The 18293-nt window shown below is 67.0% G+C and carries 15 protein-coding genes; 6 read left to right on the plus strand and 9 right to left on the minus strand.

The genetic code is table 11. From position 1 onward, the window contains the following. Nucleotides 1-17: 17 nt before the first annotated feature. The 6 genes from AC3FKG_RS04510 to chrA form a co-directional block, all read right to left on the minus strand. Complete coding sequence (locus AC3FKG_RS04510) at nucleotides 18-539, minus strand: PPC domain-containing DNA-binding protein (RefSeq protein WP_488742528.1); 522 nt, start codon at nucleotides 537-539, stop codon at nucleotides 18-20. Between the two features lie 90 nt (nucleotides 540-629). Next, nucleotides 630-1667, minus strand: a complete 1038-nt coding sequence (locus AC3FKG_RS04515; protein WP_483712964.1) for a TRAP transporter substrate-binding protein — start codon at nucleotides 1665-1667, stop codon at nucleotides 630-632. Nucleotides 1668-1759: 92 nt separating this feature from the next. Next, the gene (locus AC3FKG_RS04520; RefSeq protein WP_483712962.1) at nucleotides 1760-2092 is read right to left on the minus strand and encodes a hypothetical protein; all 333 of its coding nucleotides are present in this window, start codon (nucleotides 2090-2092) and stop codon (nucleotides 1760-1762) included. Nucleotides 2093-2118: 26 nt separating this feature from the next. Continuing rightward, the gene (locus AC3FKG_RS04525; protein ID WP_224080921.1) at nucleotides 2119-2436 is read right to left on the minus strand and encodes a hypothetical protein; all 318 of its coding nucleotides are present in this window, start codon (nucleotides 2434-2436) and stop codon (nucleotides 2119-2121) included. 238 nt (nucleotides 2437-2674) lie between these two features. Beyond that, a complete protein-coding gene (locus tag AC3FKG_RS04530; protein WP_483712960.1) occupies nucleotides 2675-2866 on the minus strand; it encodes a hypothetical protein in 192 nt (63 codons plus the stop codon). 146 nt (nucleotides 2867-3012) lie between these two features. Continuing rightward, on the minus strand, nucleotides 3013-4266 hold the full coding sequence (chrA, locus tag AC3FKG_RS04535) for a chromate efflux transporter (protein WP_488742529.1): 1254 nt from the start codon (nucleotides 4264-4266) through the stop codon (nucleotides 3013-3015). A 229-nt stretch (nucleotides 4267-4495) separates the two neighbouring features. Here chrA and AC3FKG_RS04540 point away from each other — a divergent pair, with 229 nt between their 5' ends. Continuing rightward, nucleotides 4496-6052, plus strand: a complete 1557-nt coding sequence (locus AC3FKG_RS04540) for a methyl-accepting chemotaxis protein (RefSeq protein WP_488742530.1) — start codon at nucleotides 4496-4498, stop codon at nucleotides 6050-6052. A gap of 156 nt (nucleotides 6053-6208) precedes the next feature. Then, nucleotides 6209-6460, plus strand: coding sequence for a GlsB/YeaQ/YmgE family stress response membrane protein (locus AC3FKG_RS04545; RefSeq protein WP_483712954.1), 252 nt, complete (start codon nucleotides 6209-6211; stop codon nucleotides 6458-6460). On the opposite strand, the gene AC3FKG_RS04550 is transcribed toward AC3FKG_RS04545, so the two are convergent. Beyond that, the gene (locus tag AC3FKG_RS04550; RefSeq protein WP_488742531.1) at nucleotides 6433-9588 is read right to left on the minus strand and encodes a transglycosylase domain-containing protein; all 3156 of its coding nucleotides are present in this window, start codon (nucleotides 9586-9588) and stop codon (nucleotides 6433-6435) included. The genes AC3FKG_RS04545 and AC3FKG_RS04550 overlap by 28 nt on opposite strands. Before the next feature lie 214 nt (nucleotides 9589-9802). Continuing rightward, a complete protein-coding gene (locus AC3FKG_RS04555) occupies nucleotides 9803-10852 on the minus strand; it encodes an aldo/keto reductase (protein ID WP_488742532.1) in 1050 nt (349 codons plus the stop codon). A 561-nt stretch (nucleotides 10853-11413) separates the two neighbouring features. On the opposite strand from AC3FKG_RS04555, the gene AC3FKG_RS04560 reads away from it, so the two are divergent. From AC3FKG_RS04560 to AC3FKG_RS04575, 4 genes are all read left to right on the plus strand, one after another. Next, complete coding sequence (locus AC3FKG_RS04560) at nucleotides 11414-12766, plus strand: HlyD family secretion protein (protein WP_483712948.1); 1353 nt, start codon at nucleotides 11414-11416, stop codon at nucleotides 12764-12766. Between the two features lie 134 nt (nucleotides 12767-12900). Then, nucleotides 12901-14193, plus strand: coding sequence for a hypothetical protein (locus tag AC3FKG_RS04565; RefSeq protein ID WP_483714433.1), 1293 nt, complete (start codon nucleotides 12901-12903; stop codon nucleotides 14191-14193). A 2-nt stretch (nucleotides 14194-14195) separates the two neighbouring features. Further along, nucleotides 14196-16175, plus strand: coding sequence for a glycosyltransferase (locus tag AC3FKG_RS04570; protein WP_483712946.1), 1980 nt, complete (start codon nucleotides 14196-14198; stop codon nucleotides 16173-16175). Nucleotides 16176-16190: 15 nt separating this feature from the next. Beyond that, nucleotides 16191-17756 carry an efflux transporter outer membrane subunit gene (locus AC3FKG_RS04575; protein ID WP_483712944.1) on the plus strand — a complete coding sequence of 522 codons (1566 nt, stop codon included), beginning with the start codon at nucleotides 16191-16193 and terminating at the stop codon, nucleotides 17754-17756. A 95-nt stretch (nucleotides 17757-17851) separates the two neighbouring features. Here AC3FKG_RS04575 and AC3FKG_RS04580 read toward each other — a convergent pair whose 3' ends face one another. Beyond that, nucleotides 17852-18091 carry a hypothetical protein gene (locus tag AC3FKG_RS04580; RefSeq protein ID WP_483712942.1) on the minus strand — a complete coding sequence of 80 codons (240 nt, stop codon included), beginning with the start codon at nucleotides 18089-18091 and terminating at the stop codon, nucleotides 17852-17854. Nucleotides 18092-18293 lie beyond the last annotated feature (202 nt).

Raw genomic sequence — 18293 nt, forward strand, 5'->3', positions numbered from 1 at the left:
GACATGTCCCGCCTCCGTCATTGCTGCGGCAAGCCAAGTACGTTGGCCTGTATTTCAGGATCGACGAAGCGCTCCAGCCGTTGCGGATAGACCGTGACCGTGATCTCGCACGAGCCAGTGCCGACGGTCAGCCCGAGCAGGTGGCCGCCGGCGCCATGGAAGGTGCCGTCCGTCACCGTGCCGTGCGCGTGGATCGAAGGCTTGCCTTCCTTCCACGCGATGGAGCCGGTCATATTGGCCATCTCGACATTGCGGTACGTCTTCGGGTCGAACTGCTTGCGGCCGAAGTCGTAGAAGCCGAACGTCGCCTCCTGCATGAAGCCGATACCGACGAAGCTGGCGCTGGGGATCTTCTCTTCCCGCGCCAGTTGCTCGAGGTTCTGCAGCACGTTGTCGCCGTGCCGCAGCACCATCAGGTAGCCGGTCGGCGTCTTCATGTACTTGCCCTTGGCCTCCTGTGCCGCGGCACTTTGCGTGCCCATGCAGGAAAGGGTGAAGCCCAGCGTGATGAGCGATGCCACGCGCGCGATGAATGCCATGATGTCTCCAGATTTTTGAGTGTGAGCGCCGGCATGGCGGTGGCGGAGCGCCACCGGCCGGCGGATACCGACAGGGGAACGTTGCCGTGGCTAGACCAGCTTGCCGGCGTACCTTTCGAGCATGGCCCAGGTCTCGGCCGGGAATTTCTTCTGCCAGTCGCGGTAGAAGCCGGCCTGGCTCAGGTAGTCGCGGAAAGCCTTCACGTCCGGCTGGTTGAAGACCATGCCGCGCCCCTTCAACTCTTCGCGCAGGCGGGTATTGAGCGCATCCACGGCCTGGCGTTGCTTGACCGCGTAGGTATCGAACGTGGTGGCGGCGAGCTGGCGCAGGTCATCGGGCAGCGCGTTCCATGTGCGCAGGTTCGCAACGAGCCAGAAACCGTCCCAGACGTGCGACGTCAGAGAGCAGTACTTCTGCACTTCATAGAGACGCTGTGTGCCGAGGATGGTCAGCGGGTTCTCCTGCCCGTCCACGATCTTCGTCTGCAGCGCGGTGTACGTCTCCGCCATATTGATGCCGGCAGGCGCGGCACCGAAGGCCTTGAACATCGACGTGAGCGCCGGGCTCAGCGGCACGCGGATCTTGAAGCCGCTCAGGTCCTGCGGCGTGTTGATCTGCCGGTTGCTGCTGGTGACCTGGCGGAAGCCGTGGTCCCAGATCTTCGGCAACGGCATCAGGTTGACCTTCGTGAACGCGCCGCGGATGTGCGCGCCGAGTTCGCCGTCCATGGCCTTCCAGACGTGCTCGTAGCTCGGGAACGCAAAGCCGATGCCGCTCACGGAAGCGGCCGGCACCAGCGTGCCCCAGATCAGGCCCGCCGTGCTGACAAGGTCGATGGCGCCCGAGCGCACCTGCGACACCATGTCGGTGTCGCTGCCGAGCTGGCTGTTGGGAAATACGCGGATGTTCAGGCGGCCGTTGGAGAGGCGCGCAATCTCGGCGGCGGCAGCGGTCAGGTTGACCGTGGTCGGGTGCGTCGCGTCCAGCGCGATCCCCAGCTTGTAGTTGTAGGTCTGCCCCGCCGCACGCGCGGGGGCGTGGAGCATCAGGCCGGAGGCGGCAGAGCCCGCCGCCAGGGCAATACCCTGCTTGAGCGCCAGCCGGCGCCCGCTGTTGATACCGCTCATTCTTTGTCTCCTGCGGTCGGTCTTGTAGTGTCCTGCGCTGTCGCGCGGTGGCGGCCGCCGGGGCCGCCTGCGGCAGGGTGTGCCTGCCGTGCCTAGGCCGCCTTCAGCGGCCGGCCGCTCAGGTATTTCGAGAAGCTGCGCGCGCCATCCCAGTCCTGGATCAGCGTCAGGCGGCGCTTCAGGAACAGCCCGTCGGCCACGCGTTCTGCGAAGGCCTCGAAGGTCTCGGTCGGATCGTCGATCTCGAACACGAAATAGACCTTCGCCTCTTCATTGGACAGCCACGGGCCCGCGAGCAGCTTCAGGTCGCCGGGCAAGTTATGCGGGCGCACGCCCTGTCGCAGGTTTCCGAGGAAGTCCACGACCCCTTGCATGGTCTTGGGCGACATATCGCGCAGCCACACTTCATTGAAAAACTTCGGCATGTTCGTTCTCCTTGTTTCGATGTGGATCAGGCGCTGGCGACGCGGTCGGTATAGGCCTTCATCTGGTCCCAGCCGGACAGCAGCGTCAGCTTGCGCCGCGCGAACAGGCCGCTGACCACGCGCTCGGCGTAGGCATCGAACATCGTCGACGGGTCGTCGATCTCGAAGATGAACATCACCTTGGCCTCCTCGGCCGAGAGCCAGGGGCCGGCGATCATGCGCAAATCGGGCGGGAGGTTGTCGGGCTTGGTGCCGACGCTCAGGTTGCCGAAGAAGGTCACGGCCTCTTCGATCAGTTCGGGCTTGATATCGCCAAGCCAGACTTCGTTCAGGAACAAGGGCATTGATGTCTCCAGTCATCGTTCTCGCCGCGTTTGGAAGGGTGCAGCGCGATGACCGAAGCATATGAAAACGCGAGACCGCGTCCTATGCGAAAAGCGAGATATCAGATTTTCCGGAGTAGCGGGATGGGCAAGCCGCAGGCCGGGCGGCATGTGCTAATGCCCGCGGCCTGTCCGGTGGAGGGGGAAGGGTATGTTGTGTGGAACGGCACCCGGCAGCATGCGCCGGGTGCCACATGGGCTACGCAAAGTCTGCGTAGCGGTCCGGATCATCGGGCATCGTCCACTTCGTGAACTCCGCCGCCTGCGGTGCATCGGGCGCATGTTGCGCGCCGTCCTGCGCCAGCTGCGCAACCTGCGCGGCCAGCGTGGACTGGGGAACGTCGATGACTTCTTCGCCATCTTCCGACCAGCACCTGAGTTTGACCGACATGGCAACCTCCTTCAGGTGATTCCAGGCATGCTCGGGCTCAGGGAAACCTGTACGCCAGGTTTTGACCCTAGGTCAGGTTGTTGACAATTCGTTGACAGGGATGGTTCCGACGAAATCGGCGGCGGCGCCGGCGCCCTATCCGGCACTCAAAGGCCGCTGGCCCAGCCCACAGCAGCGGCCACCGCCACCACGAGCCATGGCGGGAGGCGCCAGAATACGAGCGCCACCAACGCCACCATGGCCAGCCCGAAATCAAGCGGCGCATGGACCGCGCTGGTCCACACCGGCTGGTACAGCGCGGCCAGCAGCAGGCCTACCACGCCGGCGTTCACGCCACCAAGCGCAGCCTGCGCGCGCCGGCTGCGGCGCAGGCTTTCCCAGAACGGCAGCACGCCGACCACAAGCAGCACTCCCGGCAGGAAGATGGCCACCAGGCACAGCAGCCCGCCGGCCCAGCCGGACGGCTCGATCTGCATGGCCGCGCCCAGGAAGGCGGCAAACGTGAACAGCGGGCCGGGCATGGCCTGCACCACGCCATAGCCGGCCAGGAACGCATCTCGTCCGACCCAGCCGGTTGGCACCACCGCCGCATCGAGCAGTGGCAGCACGACATGGCCGCCGCCGAAGACCAGCGCGCCGGCGCGGAAAAACGCATCGAACATCTGCAGGCCGCCCGCGCCCGCTTGCCGCGCAAGCAGGGGCAACCCGGCCATCAGCACGGCAAACAGCAGCAGCGCGGCAACGCCCGCGCGGTGGCTGACGGGCATTGGCAAGGGGTCATGCGCCAAGTCCGCTTGCGGGCGCATCAGCACGAGGCCGGCGATTGCCGTGGCGGCAATGACGGCCACCTGTATCCACGGGCCCGGCAACGCCACGGCCAGGCACGCCGCAATCGCCATGATGGTGACACGTAGCGTGTCCGGGCACAGGCTGCGCGCCATGCCCCAGAACGCCTGCGCCACCACCGCCACGGCCACCAGCTTGAGGCCGTGCAGCAATCCCGCCGGAACGGCCGCTCCCCACGCCGACAGCCCTTGCGCGAACAGGATCATGGCCACCGCCGACGGCAGCGTGAAACCGGTCCATGCCGCCAGCGCGCCGGCATAACCAGCACGCGACAACCCGAGCGCCACGCCCACCTGGCTGCTGGCCGGGCCGGGCAGGAACTGGCACAGGCCGACGAGGTCGGCGTAGGCGCGCTCGCTCATCCAGCGTCTGCGCGTCACGAACTCGGCGCGGAAGTACGCCAGGTGCGCCACCGGTCCGCCGAACGAGGTCAGCCCCAGCCGCAGGAACACCAGGAACACCGACAGCGCACCGTGATGGTGCGTGTCGTCGTTGTGCTCGCTGCTGTCGACTGCATCGGGTTGCGTCATCGGGTTGCGTGGCGGCGCTGCCATGCTTTCTCCTTGCCGGAACGTTGGGGATCCGCCACTTGCGGACCGACGCCGATTGTAGGCGACGCCAGCAGCCTTCGCCGTGACGACGTCCGCACTTTTTGCCGTGGCAATAGACACTACCCCTTCCATGGGTGGTTTTACCCCAATCAAGTTAGTAGGACGGCCGCCGATATGGCGGTGACGGACGGCAAAAAGTCCGACACACCGAGCGTATGGAGGAAGCAAGGCAATGCTGCAAAACATGAGTCTGAGGAAAAAGCTACTGCTGCCACTGGTGCTGAGCTGGGTCTGCCTGCTCGGCATCACGCTGTGGAATGCGTGGGAGATGCGCGCGCTGCGCCTTGAGGAGCGCCGCCTGGACCTGGCCCACGTGACGGACACCGCGGTGTCGGTCGCGGCCGAATATGAAGCGCTGGCCCGGGCCGGCAAGTTGCCGGAGGAAGAGGCAAAGCAGCAGGCGGTGGCGCGCGTGCGCGCCATGCGCTTTGGCGCCGATGGCTACTTCACGCTGATGCGCTCCGACACGCAGGTGCTGATGCATCCGTTCAAGACCGAGATGAACGGCAAGAAGATGGAGGACACCAAAGACGCCAACGGCACCTACCTGTTCCGCGACATGGCCGCCATTGGCAAAGGCGCGGGCAAGGGCTTCGTCGAGTATCTCTGGCCCAAGCCCGGCGCCGCGGAGCCGCAGGCCAAGCTCAGCTATGTGGCGAACTTCCGCCCATGGGACTGGATCTTCGTCGCCGGCTTCTACCTCGACGACATCCAGGCCGAGTTTCGCGTCGCGCTGTACAAGGCGCTGGGCCTGCTGCTCGGCGTGGGCGCGCTGATGACCGTGGTCATGCTGCGCGTGGCGGGCAGCCTGCAGAAGCAGCTCGGCGGCGAGCCCGCGCTCACGTCGCAGATTGCCGCGCGCATCGCCGAAGGCAACCTGGCTACCCGCGTCGACGTGCGTCAGGGCGACGAACACAGCGTGCTGTTCGCCATGCAGCAGATGCAGTCTCGCCTGACCGGCGCGATCGGCAGCATTCGCGGCTCGGCGGACGCCATTGCCGGGGCGGCCAAGCAGATTGCCACCGGCAACTCCGACCTGTCGCGCCGCAGCGAGGAACAGGCGGCCTCGCTGCAGGAAACCGCGGCCAGCATGGAACAGCTCACCAGCACCGTGCGCCAGAGCGCCGACAATGCGCGCCAGGCCAGCCGGCTGGCCGAGGGCGCGTCCGAGATCGCGGTGCGCGGCGGCGGCATCGTCAGCCAGGTGGTGACGACCATGGGCGACATCAAGGACGCGTCGGGCAAGGTGGTCGACATCATCGCCGTGATCGAGGGCATCGCGTTCCAGACCAACATCCTGGCGCTGAACGCCGCGGTGGAAGCCGCGCGCGCCGGCGAACAGGGCCGCGGCTTCGCCGTGGTGGCCGGCGAGGTGCGCACGCTGGCGCAGCGCAGCGGCACGGCCGCCAAGGAAATCAAGGCGCTGATCGGCAACTCGGCGCAACGTGTGGCAGACGGCGCCGTACTGGTGGAAGGCGCCGGCAAGGCCATGGACGAGATCGTCGAGGCGGTCAAGCGCGTCACCGACCTGATGGGCGAAATGCGGGCCGCGACCGAGGAGCAGACCGGCGGCATCGAACAAGTCAACCAGGCGGTGTCGCAGATGGACCAGATGGCGCAGCAGAATGCCGCGCTGGTCGAAGAAGCGGCGGCGGCGGCAGCGTCGCTGGAAGACCAGGCCGCCGCCCTGCACCACGCGGTGAGCCAGTTCAGGCTGGCGGGCGGCTGAACGGCCGAGGCCCCGCAACAGCGCGGACATGCTGCCTGCCTTGGCCGCGTCTATTATGGATCGCAGCGGGGGCCGCTAACGGACCCGGTTCGGACCCGGTCCGGACCCGGCCCGGATCAGCGCCGCCGCGATCCCTTCCACAAGCCGGAGCAGATCATGATGGCATTCCTTGGCACCGTGTTCGTTGGCCTGATCGTGGGACTGATTGCACGGGCCATCAAGCCAGGCGACGACAAGATGGGCTGGATCATGACGATCCTGCTGGGCATCCTGGGTTCGGTGGTGGCCGGCTTCATCGGCCGCTCGCTGGGCTGGTACCAGCCGGGCCAGCCCGCGGGCTGGATCGCGTCGGTGATCGGCGCGATCATCCTGCTGGTGCTTTATGGCATGGTGCGCCGCAGAGGCTGATCGACCTTAACGAGGTCCGCCGAAGCGGTGGCGCCTTCGGGCGCCGGCGCCTGGGCCTCGGTCCGCGGCAGGCGCATCTCCTGCGACCAGTCACGGCAGCGCAGCAGAGCCTGTTCACCGCCTGGCGCCGCCATGGACGCCACTTGCGGCGCCAGGTAGCGCAGCACCCGCACCGCCAGCGCGCTGGTGAAGCTGTAGCGCGCGGCATAAGGCTCCTTCACGTTCAGGGTCACGGTGCCGAAGAAGCGCTCGCCGAGCGTGAAGACGAAGGTGGCCGAACGATTGACCGAACGCGACGAGATCAGCCGCCCGCCCGGGCCATAGGTCTGGAAGCGCTGGTCGCCGGTACCGGTCTTGCCGGCGATCGGAATCGGCGCGCCACCCTTGCCCGGCGCCACGAAGGCGCCGGCAATCGACTTGGCCGTGCCGCGTTCGACCACGTCCAGCATCGAACGCCGCACCAGCGCCGTAATCTCCGGTGACAGCAGGCGCTTGCCCGGCTCGGGCTGCAGCACGTAGCGGCTCTCGTAGGGGGTATTGGCGGCGAAGTCCAGGCTACGCACGGTCGCCGTCTGCGTGGCCATGCCACCGCTCAGGATGATGCCGGCCAGTTCCGCGAGCGCGGCCGGGCGGTCGCCGGATGCGCCGATCGCGGTGGCGTAGGAAGGCGTGAGCGCGTCGAACGGATAGCCCAGCCGCTGCCAGCGCCTGGCGATGCGCTGGAAGGCCTCTTGCTCCAGCAGCGTGCGGATGCGGTTGTCCTGCCCGTACTTGCTGTGCGAGCGGAACAGCCAGCGGTACACGTACTGGCGCTGGTCCTTGCTGGCGTCCAGGATCTGCGACAGCGTGGCGTCCGGGTTCTTGTCCATGTACTCGACCATCCACAGTTCGAGCGGATGGACGCGCGACAGGTAGCCGCGGTCATTGAGGTTGAACTTGTCGTGGCCGTACTTGCTGTACAGCGCCGCCAGGTCTTCGCCGGCGAGCTGCTTGGCCGTCATGTGCGCGCGCATGATGCGCTCGAAGTTTTCCTCGTCGAGATCCGGACGCGCGCTGAGCAGCGTCACGGACATGCGCACCGCCGTATAGTGCGGCGTACTGACGCGCACGCGGCTCAGCAACGTGGCCAGGCGCTGGTCGGCGTCCTTGCCGCGGTAGCGCTGGTAGAAGTTCGTCATGTAGGCGCTGCCTTCCTGGTCGGCGAAGCGCTCCAGGTAGACGCGCCGCTCTGGCGAGTTGCGGTCTTCGAAGATGTCGCTCATGTCCACCTTGCCGTGGAACAGCTCATAGCGCACGATGTCGCGCATCATGCGGATGAACACCAGGTTGACCGAGTGCTGGAAGCCCACGCGCACGGTCATGATGCGCTCGCCTTCCCAGCGCTCGAAGTTGGTGAAGCTCTGCAAGCCGCCGCCGGTGTAGAAGCCCTCGCCGGCGCTGCCCGAATACTTGCGCTCCATGGCGGCGTCCAGCATGGCCGCCAGCGTGCGGTCCTGCGGCGCGCGCGCCTTGGACAGGTAGTCGATCGCCCAGCGGCTGAGCGCGTCCGGCTTCGCCACTTTCACGCCGGCCAGCTCTTCCTTGCTCATGCCAACATAGCGCGCATGCAGCTCGCTCAGTATCTCGAGGTAGGTCACCAGCGTGCGCAGCTTGGCCGTGGAACCCAGGTTGAGCCGGGCGCCGCTGTTGATGTCGAACGGCTGGTCGATATTGTCGGCCTGCACACGCACCACGCTGGCGTTGCCGACCCGTTCGAACAACGTGAAGCTCGCCATCAGCTTGGACGGATCGTCCTGGTCGCGCAGCAGGTTGTGGCCGTACAGCCCCATAGCGCGTGCGACGTTCTTGTCGCTCATGCGCAGCAGCGTATCCGTGACGACACGCTGCGCCTCGCGGTTGATGGTGCTGTCCGCGGTCAGGTCCAGGCGGTCCATGTCGTAGCGGCTGTCCACGCCGGTCAGGCGCCCGATGTCGGCGCGCACGCGGTTGACCGCCTTGCGCGTGACAAATGGCTCGCGCTCCGGCCTGGCCGGTGGCGCCGCCTTGTCCAGCGGCTGCCGCAACGCCGCATCGCGCAGTTCGGGCGTGATGATGCCGTTGGCCGCCAGCAGCCGCAGGTAGCTGCCGGTGAGCGCGTCGAGGTTGGTATCGTCGCGCCGCAGGTGATAGGACGGCCGGCGCTGCGAGATGATCAGCGACAGCGCGCGCTTGTACGCCTGCGCCTGGCGGTCGGTCGGCGCGCGCGAATCCATCTGCTTCATCAGGCGGTTGGCTTCGCCGAAGTCCTCTCCGTACCAGACCCACAGCGCATCGCCGATCCCGTTGACTTCACCGAACCCGACCCGCGCCGACAGCGGCACGGTATTGAGGTAGTCCATCACGATGCGTTCGCGCGCACGCTGCGTGTCGGGGCCATCCATGTAGGCGCGCAGCGACGCGGAGGCCATCTGCCGGAATTTCTCCGGGATCGACTGGGTCCGGCCTTCGGGCGAATGCCGGTACTTTTCGATCTGCGTGGCGAGCGTACTGCCGCCCGGCGAATCGTGCGAATGGTCGGCCAGCCGGATCGCGCGGTCGATCACCGCGCGCGACAGCCGCTTCCAGTCCAGCGCCGGATTCATGCTCGGGTATTCGGGATTGAGCAGGCCCTGGTTCTCGACGAACAGCAGCGAACTGACCAGCACGGGAGGCACGGCCGCGAAATCGTCGTACTGGCGCTGCGGATAGCGCTCGAACGCCAGCGTCATGCCGTTGCAGTCGCGCAGCACCAGGCCGGCCTGGTTCTTTTCACGGTAAGGGGGAAAGATGCCCTGGTCCATCAGCCGGACCATTTCGGGCGACATGCGCGCCTGTTCGGCCGGCACGTAGCCGCGCGCGCCCAGGCGCTTGGCAAACAGCGGCAGCCGGCCATAGCCCATGCGGTCGTCGTACGGTCCGGAATGCGGGAAGCGGATGCTGTCGCTGGCCCCGGGCTGGACGTCGAAGGTCAGTTCGCTGGCAAAGCGGCCAAGGTAGCGCGCCTGCCATTGCGAATTGCGCACTTCATTCGAAACAAGGCTGAACACGACATACCCGCCCCCACAGAGGGCGACTGCCAAGCCAGCGAAGATCCAGCCACGTCGTGCCACGTTTTGGCCATCCCGTTCTTCTACCGGCACTCTCGGCGCGGTCTTCACGCCGGTCCCGAGTGCAAGGGCAGCGGGTTTCCTATCGGGGAACCCGCTCTAACTGAATATTAGTAGGAACGGGCGCGCAGTGCTGTAGGAGCAAGACGCTTTGCGCGACTGTTGCCACAGAACATCGCCAGCCCCGGGCCACGCATCGTCCACTTGATCGCTGGTGTCAGGCGGATGGCGCTTCGGCGACGCTTACCGGCCGGCCCGCGAACGGGTAGTTCGGATCGTTGTAGCCATGCGTCGAGGCATGTCCCCGCGGAACGAGACCATCGACCAGGCTCTCTTCTTCCGGCGAAATGGTCACGTTCAGCGCGCCGAAATAATCTTCGAACTGCGCAAGCGTGCGCGGTCCCGCGATCACGGACGAAATAATGGGGTTGGCCAGCACCCACGCCGTGGCAAACTGTCCCGCCGTGAGGCCGCGCGCCTCGGCATGCTTCTTGAGCAGTTGCGCGATCAGCAGCGATTCCTCGCGGAACTCGGTCTCCATCATGCGGCGGTCGGCGCGGCCCGCGCGCGTGCCGGTGGCGGGCGCCTGGCCCGGTAGGTACTTGCCGGTCAGCACGCCGCGCGCAATCGGGCTGTACGGCACCACACCCAGGCCGAAATGTTCGCACGCCGGCAGGATTTCCACTTCCGGCATGCGGTTGAGAAGGTTGTAGTACGGCTGGCAGGCCACGGGGCGCGGCACGCCGAACTGGTCGCACAGCCGAGCGATCTCCGCAATGCGCCAGCCGCGGAAGTTCGACACGGCCCAGTAGCGGATCTTCCCCGCGCGCACGAGGTCACCCATGGCGCGCACGGCTTCCTCCAGGTTTTCTTGCGCGTAGTCGCGATGCAGGTACAGGATGTCGAGATAGTCAGTGGCCAGGCGGCGCAGGCTCTCCTCGACTTCGCGCAGGATCCACACGCGCGAATAGTGCGAATGGTTGGGACCCGGCTGCATGGGGTTGCCGAGCTTGGAAGCTAGCACCCAGTCGTGCCGGCTGTCTGTCAGCAAGCGTCCTACCATCTGCTCGGACGCGCCCTTGCTGTAGACGTCGGCGGTGTCGATGAAATTCACGCCGTGCTCGCGCGCGCTGCCGACGATGCGCGCGGCTTCGGCTTCATCGGTCTGGTCGGCGAACATCATGGTGCCCAGGCACAGTGCGGAGACCTTGAGGTTGCTGGCGCCAAGGCGGCGGTAGGGCATGTCGGGCGTGGCAATGGCAGGCATGGAGAGTTCCCTGTGGGGTGGATCGATGTCCGGATTGGTTAGATTCGCGGCAGTGTGCCGGCCTTGCATTTTGCCGTGATTGCGTGAATCGCGCAGGCGGGCGATATGAAATCCCCATCGCCTCCGCGCAGCCGATGTTCACCATGAATCGAGCCGGCGATTTGCGCCGAGATAAGTGGTGTGACATGCAGCCCTTACACATTCTTACAGCAGTGATGCGGCAACTTGCATAGCCTTGAAACGCTCCGGGCAGCAACGTCGCGCTGCAACATTCCCGGGGATCAATGGCGTTCGCGCCTCGCTCTTCCTGCTCGCACGACTCACTGCGGTGCGCATTGTGGTGATGACGCGGGCAACTCCAGGACCGGCTGGCCCGGTCCGATACGCAGGTCCGTTCCGTGCCGAGACAGGCTCCGGGACGCGGTGCATAAAAAAATGTGTTGGGGGATGACGACTGCGCTTGCGCGCCAGCCTGCGGGCCACGCGCGCCGACAGCGCTCGCCCATGCTGCCCGGTGCCTGCCGAGGTGGCGCGGACCAGCTTTATTTGCCAGAGGAAACCATGGACAAGAAGCCCGAGAAGCCGGACCCGAAAAATACCAGGCACTTGTTGCCGACGAAGACGCCGCAGTCGCGCCTGTCTCGGCAGGAAGAAGCGCTGGTGCGCCGACGAAGCCGCGAGATCGGCCTGCGTCCGCTGTGGCAGATCGCCCCGCGCCTGGCCAGCTACGGGATGGTCGCCTTCATCATCTGGATCATCCTGTCGGTGATGTTTCCACCGGTGTTCAACCGGTCTTCGGAACGCGCCGTCGTCAACAGCCCCGTGAATCTTGTGACCACGCCCGTCGAAGGCGTCATCACGCGCCAGACGGTCGCGGTGGGCGGCACGTTTGCAGCCGGGCAGCCGCTCATGACGCTGCAGAACTCCAACCTCGACCGCGCGCTGCTGACGGAGCTGACCGGCAAGCAGCTCGACAACCAGACGCGCCTGGAAGCCGCCAGGGCCAAGCTCGCTTCGGACCAGGCCCGTCTCGCATCGACGGGCCAGGACATCCAGCGCTATCAGTCGGCGGCGCAGCGCGAACACGCGGCGCGCGTCAAGGGCATCGAAGCGAAGCTGGCCGTCGCGCGCCAGCAGATCGACCAGCAGGAAGACGTGGTCAACCGCAACCAGGCCATGCAATGGGCGGGCGCGGTCAGCGAGGCCTACACCAATGCGTCGCGCAACCAGCTGACCGTGCTGTCGGGTCAGCGTGATGCCATCCAGGCCGAACTGGACAGCGCGCGCGGCAGCAGCGAAGCCGCGCGCAGCAAGGTCTACATGAGCAGCGCGGACGGTGCCGTCGGCGCGCTGGTGCAGCGCCAGGACGAACTGCGCGCCAGCATCGCGCAGCTGCAGTCCGAGATCACGCAGCTGCAGGAGTACGGCGCGTCCGTCGACAAGATGGTCAGCACCGAACAGGAACGGCTGGAGCGCGTGTCCAACCTGGAGATCAAGGCCTATACCGGCGGCGTGGTCGAAGACGTGCTGGCGCCCCCGGGCACGCGTGTCGCCGCGGGCGCCACGCTCATGCGCACCACCACCTGCAGCCAGCCGCGCGTGGTTGCGGTGTTCCCGCGCAGCCTGAGCAAGGACCTGCTGCCGGGCGCCCGCGTCACGGTGAAGGTGGATGGCGTCGCCAGGCCCGTACCGGGCTCGGTGGCCGAGGTCCTGCCGCGCGCCCCCGACGGCGACCAGGCGCGCTATTTCGTGCCGTTCCCGCCGATCGAGAAGAACGAGGTGTACCTGATCGCCCGCCTCGACAAGCCGCTGCCGGACCTGCCCGCGACCGGCACGCACCAGACCGACCGGTGCGCACTGGGGCACTGGGCCAAGGTCAGCCTGGACCGCTCCTGGCTGCGCAGCCTGATCTGATCCGATCAACCCAGGGTGGAACGAGCGCCCGCAGGATGGAGTTCACCGTGCAGCGTTATCCGATTCCACGCTTGCCCGCCCGCAGTCCGCCGCATCGTGGCCCGCGCCACGTGCGGCGGCTGGCAGCGGCGCTGATGGTTTGCTCCGCATTGAGCACGGCCATGGCGGCGCCTCCGAATGCTTCCGATCCGTCATCGCGCGAGCAGCTGCTGCGCGACGGCTGCAAGGCGCTGAGCGCGCGCGTGGCCGCCATACCCGGCAAGGGTCCGGTGATGATCGGCAGCTATGAACCCGCACCGGGCGGCGAGCCGCTGCCACCGCCGCTGCAGCAATCCGCCTTCGTCTACGACAACGCGCTCGCAGGCGTGGCGCTGATTGCGTGCGGCCAGCCTGACGCCGCGCGCCGCATCGCCGATGGCGTGGCGGCGGGCGTCACGCGCGACCGGCATTACCACGACGGCCGTGTGCGCAATGCCTATCGCGCCGGCGCCGTGCCGGATGGGCCCGTGCCGATGCCGGGCTGGTGGGACGCGCCCAGCAAGCGCTGGTTCGAGGATGCCTACCAGGTCGGCACCGCTACCGGCAACGTCGCGTGGGCGGCGCTGCTGCTGCTGGCCACCTACGAATCCACGCATGAGCGCCGCTACCTCGACACTGCGGCGACGCTGATGGCCTGGATCGACAAGCAGACCTTCGGCAGCGAAAACCCGGCCGGCTATATCGGCGGCTTCTTCGGCCACGAGCCGACGCCACGGCGCCAGGGCTGGAAATCGACCGAACACAATGTCGACGCCTATGCCGCGTTCCGCTGGCTCGCGCTGCGCACCAGCGACCCGCGCTGGGACGCCGCCGCGCAGCGCGCGCGCCGCTTCGTCGAGGCGATGTGGCAGCCCGGCGAAGGCCGCTTCGTGATCGGCACGCGCGACGACGGGCGCGCGCTCAACAGCGAGCCGTCGGCACTCGATGCCTCGCTGTGGCCGCTGATCGCGGTGCCCGAGTCGGCGGCGTCATGGCGGCGCGCGCTGGACTGGGCCCGCGCGCACCACACGGTGGGCGGCGGCTATGGCTTCAAGGCGCGGCCCGACGGTGTCTGGACCGAAGGCACAGGCCAGGCCGCCCTGGTGCTGCGCGCCAGCGGCCGCGATGACGAGACCCGTCCGCTGTGGCCGCTGCTGCTGGCGCAGCGCGCGCCGTCCGGCATGCTGTTCGCCACGCCGCAAGCCCGCATCAGCACGGGTCTGTCGATCGGTCCGGATTCGACCACCGAAGACTTCTACTACTTCCACCTGCCACACCTGGGCGCGACGGCCTGGGCTGTGCTGGCTGCCGCGGGCTGGAATCCGTTCCAGCCTGGTGGCGCCTGCCCGGCCTGCAAGACCGGCACGGCACGGGCGCAGGCTTCACCCGACGACATCCGCAGGGAGTGACGATGTTCGCCTACTTTCTTGAAAACCGCATGCTGGTGGAGATCAACGCCGGCGCCTTCCTGATCGCGGTGCTGTGCCTGCGCGGCGACCGCCACCGCGCCGCCGACCGGTGGCTGTTCGGCGCGGCAGCGGCGGTCCTGCTGATCGTCTACTACATCTGGCGCTTCTCGCAGACGCTGCCCGATTGGCGCATGGATTTCCCGAGCCTGTGGGCCTATGTGTTCTTCGGCTTCGAAACCATGACGATCGCCTATACGCTGATCTCCATCGTCACGCTGACCCGCACCTCGGACCACAGCGCCGACGCCGATGCCGGCGAGGCCGCGCTGCGGCGCAACCGGCGCGCGCCGGCGGTGGACATTTTCATCGCCACCTACAACGAAGGCCTGGACGTGCTGGAGAAGACCATCGTCTCGGCGCAGGCGATCGACTACCCGAACTTCCGCGTCTGGGTGCTCGACGATACGCGCCGCGACTGGCTGAAGGACTACTGCGAGCGCGTCGGCGTCAACTACGTGACGCGGCCCGACAACGCCCACGCCAAGGCCGGCAATCTCAACAACGGCCTGCAGCACAGCTCGGCGCAGCCGGACGGCGGCGCGCCGTTCATCATGGTGCTGGACGCGGACTTCGCGCCCAACCGCAATATCCTGCTGCGCACCGTGGGCCTGTTCAAGGACGCTGAGGTCGGCGTCGTGCAGACCCCGCAGTTCTACTACAACGCCGACCCGATCCAGTACAACCTGCGCTCGACCGAATGCTGGGTCGACGAGCAGCGTGCCTTCTTCGACATCATGCAGCCCGCCAAGGACGCGTGGGGCACGGCGTTCTGCATCGGCACCTCGTTCGTGGTGCGGCGTGAAGCGCTGGAGGCCATCGGCGGTTTCCCGACCGGCACCGTCACGGAAGACATCCACCTGACATACCGGCTCATGCCGCACGGCTACGTCACGCGCTGGCTCAACGAGCGGCTGAGCGTGGGCCTGTCCGCCGAAGGCCTGCCCGAGTACATCAGCCAGCGCAGCCGCTGGGGCCTGGGCACGATCCAGGTGGCGCTGACGGCCGACGGGCCGCTGCGCGGTCGCGGCTACACGGGCTTGCAGCGCCTGCATTACATCCACGGGCTGCTGCACTGGCTCAGCCGGCCGTTCACGCTGATGCTGCTGGCCGGGCCGCTGCTGTACTGGTACCTGAATATCCCCACGCTCTACGGCGATCCGCTGCAGTTCCTGGCCTACGGCGTGCCGGCCCTGTTGATGTACTGGGCTTACAGCATCTGGGTCACCGGTTCGCGCGCGATGCCGATCTTCACGGAAGTCACGCAGATCGTCGCCGCGGCTGCGGTCACCGCGACCCTGGCCAGTGCGGTGATCAAACCCTTCGGGCGGCCCTTCAAGGTCACCAACAAGGGGCTCGACCGCTCGAAAGTGGTCGTGCACGGCAAGTTCGCAGTGCTGTATGGCGCGCTGTTCGTGCTGGCCGGCATGGGGCTGGCACGCGCCGTGGCGGCCGATGTCGACGCACAGGGCGTAGCGTTCAACATTACGTGGACCATCGTATCGATGGTGCTCTACCTAGCGTCGTTGCTGGTCTGCTTCGAGCTGCCGCGGCCGCGCAAGGAAGAGCGCTTTCCGTACCAGGCGCGTGCCCTGCTTCGGCTGCACGGCACCGATGGCACGGCACGCGAGTTCGTCGGCGTCACGCGGGATCTTTCCTGCAACGGCGCGGCGCTGCTGTGCCCGCACGCGGCCGCCGCGACGGACGGCGCCGAGGGCGCCTTCTGGCTGGCGCCATTGGGCTGGGTGCCCTGCCGCGTCGCCCGCACGCGCAAGGGGCTGATCGGCATAGCGCTGCGGCCCGACATGGCCGCACGGCACCGGCTGATCCGCCTGCTGTTCAGCGAGCCCGCCCACAACATCGCCTACCAGGGCAGCCCGCGCGTCGCCATCGCGCAGCTGCTGCGCCGCGCCTTTGCCGGCTGACCACGGATGAACTCTATGAAATCACGACAGATGCGGACCTTCTTTCCCTTGCGGCGCATTGCGGCGGCCGCGGTGCCCCTTGCCCTGGCGGCCTGCACGCTGGAGCCGACCTATCAGCGGCCCGACCAGCCGGTGCCCAATGCCTGGCCGACGGGTCCGGCCTACGTCCAGGGCACGGGCGCGCCAGGCCGGCAGGCGTCAGACAAGACCCTCGCCGAAACGCAGACGCCCGCGGCCAGCCTCGGCTGGGAAGATTTCTTCACCGATCCGCGCCTGCGCCGGCTGATCGAACTGTCGCTGGCAAATAATCGCGACCTCCGCATGGCGACACTGGCCATCGACCAGGCGCGCGCGCAGTACCGCATCCAGCGCGCGGCGCAGTTCCCGTCGATCAATGCCGGTGCCAACATGGTCGCCACGCGCGTGCCCGGCGCGTTGGTTGGGGGCGGGCAGTCATCGGTCATCCACGCCTACACCGCGGGCGTTGGCTTCAATGCCTTCGAACTGGATGTATTCGGCCGCGTGCGCAGCCTCAAGCACGAGGCGCTCGAGCAGTACCTGGCGGTGCAGGAAGTGCGCCGCAGCGCGCAGATCAGCCTGGTGGCGGAAGTCGCCAGTGCCTACCTGACGCTGCAGGCCGACAAGGAACTGCTGAAGATCTCGCAGGAGACGCTGGACGTGCAGCAGTCCGCCGTGCAGATGGTCGAGCGCAGCAAGCGTGCCGGCGGCATGGCGCAGATCGACATGCATCGCGCGCAGACGCAGCTGGAAACGGCGCGCGTGGGCGTGGAGCAGTACACACGCCAGGTCGCGCAGGACGAGAATGCACTGGCGGTGTTGATCGGTACGCAGCTGCCGCAGGACCTGCCGCCGCCGCAGCCGTTCGAGAACACCTCGTTCGTCGCCGAACTGCCGGCCGGTTTGCCGTCGGCGCTGCTCGAGCAACGGCCCGACATCATGGCTGCCGAGCACCGGCTGAGAGCGGCCAATGCCGATATCGGCGCGGCCCGTGCGGCCTTCTTCCCGAGCATTTCGCTGACAGCGGCGATCGGCGTGGCCAGCACCGCGCTGGCGGGGCTGTTCTCGAGCGGCATGGCGTGGGCGTTCGCACCGGCCATCACCATGCCGATCTTCAACGGCGGCGCCAACCAGGCCAGGCTCGATGCGTCGAAGGTGCAGAAGGACATCAACGTCGCCGCCTACGAGAAGACGATCCAGCAGGCTTTCCGCGAGGTCGCGGACGGACTCGCTGCGCGCGGGACTTACGATCGCGAAGCCGCCGCGCAGGAAACGCTCGCACGAGAGATCGGCGAGACGCGGCGCCTGTCGGAAATGCGGTTTCGCAATGGCGTGGATGACTACTTCCCGGTGTTCGATGCGCAGCGCCAGCTTTATTCGGCGCAGCAGTCGTTGGTCACCATCCGGCTGGCGCGGCTGACCAGTCGTGTTGATCTCTACAAGGCGCTTGGCGGCGGCTGGTCGCAGCGCACGGCAACGGCGCAAGCCGCGCCTGCGCAATCGGCAAGGCCAGCGTCCGCGCCCGCTGGCACGACGGCCAGTGCGGGCACGGCTTCGCGGTAGCCGGCATATTCAGGCAGGACAATGCAAAACGGGCACCGGCGACAGTCGCCGGTGCCCGCCGTTGCAAATGAGCGGTCTCGCTATCTGACGCGATCTCAATAGCGCGGAGCCGTTGACGATGTGCCGCCCGAGGTAGCGCCACTCGATGTAGCCCCGCCCGATGTGGAACGCGGGGCGGTGCCGTACCCTGAGCGACCGGTATCCGAGACGGAGCCCGAACCTGTCACGGTGCCCGTACCGGCACCGGAACCTGAAGCCGTGCCGGTTGCGCTGCAGCCCGCCAGCGCGCCAAGGGTGGTCGCCACCATCATGCAGATCAGTATCTTCTTGCTCATGCTTTCCTCCATCTGAGCCGTTGCCAATCGGCACCGCAGGCCAGCCTTCAGCCGGGCCTGTTCTCCAAGCCGGTCCTGCTTGGCACAGGCAACTGCCATACCAACGCAGGAAGACCGGCCTATGTGCACTGTCTTGCCTTTTCGGTGTCAGGTTATGCTCGGGCACGCAACGTAATTACTGCTTTCAATGTAGAAAATGCAT

Source organism: Cupriavidus sp. 22TCCZM04-2 (assembly GCF_057798895.1).

Coding starts and splice junctions, on each gene's coding strand:
- AC3FKG_RS04520 (WP_483712962.1), bottom strand. CDS start 2,092: ATGCCGAAGTTTTTCAATGAAGTGTGGCTGCGCGATATGTCGCCCAAG.
- chrA (WP_488742529.1), bottom strand. CDS start 4,266: ATGGCAGCGCCGCCACGCAACCCGATGACGCAACCCGATGCAGTCGAC.
- AC3FKG_RS04510 (WP_488742528.1), bottom strand. CDS start 539: ATGGCATTCATCGCGCGCGTGGCATCGCTCATCACGCTGGGCTTCACC.
- AC3FKG_RS04580 (WP_483712942.1), bottom strand. CDS start 18,091: ATGAGCAAGAAGATACTGATCTGCATGATGGTGGCGACCACCCTTGGC.
- AC3FKG_RS04515 (WP_483712964.1), bottom strand. CDS start 1,667: ATGAGCGGTATCAACAGCGGGCGCCGGCTGGCGCTCAAGCAGGGTATT.
- AC3FKG_RS04525 (WP_224080921.1), bottom strand. CDS start 2,436: ATGCCCTTGTTCCTGAACGAAGTCTGGCTTGGCGATATCAAGCCCGAA.
- AC3FKG_RS04560 (WP_483712948.1), top strand. CDS start 11,414: ATGGACAAGAAGCCCGAGAAGCCGGACCCGAAAAATACCAGGCACTTG.
- AC3FKG_RS04570 (WP_483712946.1), top strand. CDS start 14,196: ATGTTCGCCTACTTTCTTGAAAACCGCATGCTGGTGGAGATCAACGCC.
- AC3FKG_RS04545 (WP_483712954.1), top strand. CDS start 6,209: ATGATGGCATTCCTTGGCACCGTGTTCGTTGGCCTGATCGTGGGACTG.
- AC3FKG_RS04530 (WP_483712960.1), bottom strand. CDS start 2,866: ATGTCGGTCAAACTCAGGTGCTGGTCGGAAGATGGCGAAGAAGTCATC.
- AC3FKG_RS04575 (WP_483712944.1), top strand. CDS start 16,191: ATGAAATCACGACAGATGCGGACCTTCTTTCCCTTGCGGCGCATTGCG.
- AC3FKG_RS04540 (WP_488742530.1), top strand. CDS start 4,496: ATGCTGCAAAACATGAGTCTGAGGAAAAAGCTACTGCTGCCACTGGTG.
- AC3FKG_RS04565 (WP_483714433.1), top strand. CDS start 12,901: ATGGTTTGCTCCGCATTGAGCACGGCCATGGCGGCGCCTCCGAATGCT.
- AC3FKG_RS04555 (WP_488742532.1), bottom strand. CDS start 10,852: ATGCCTGCCATTGCCACGCCCGACATGCCCTACCGCCGCCTTGGCGCC.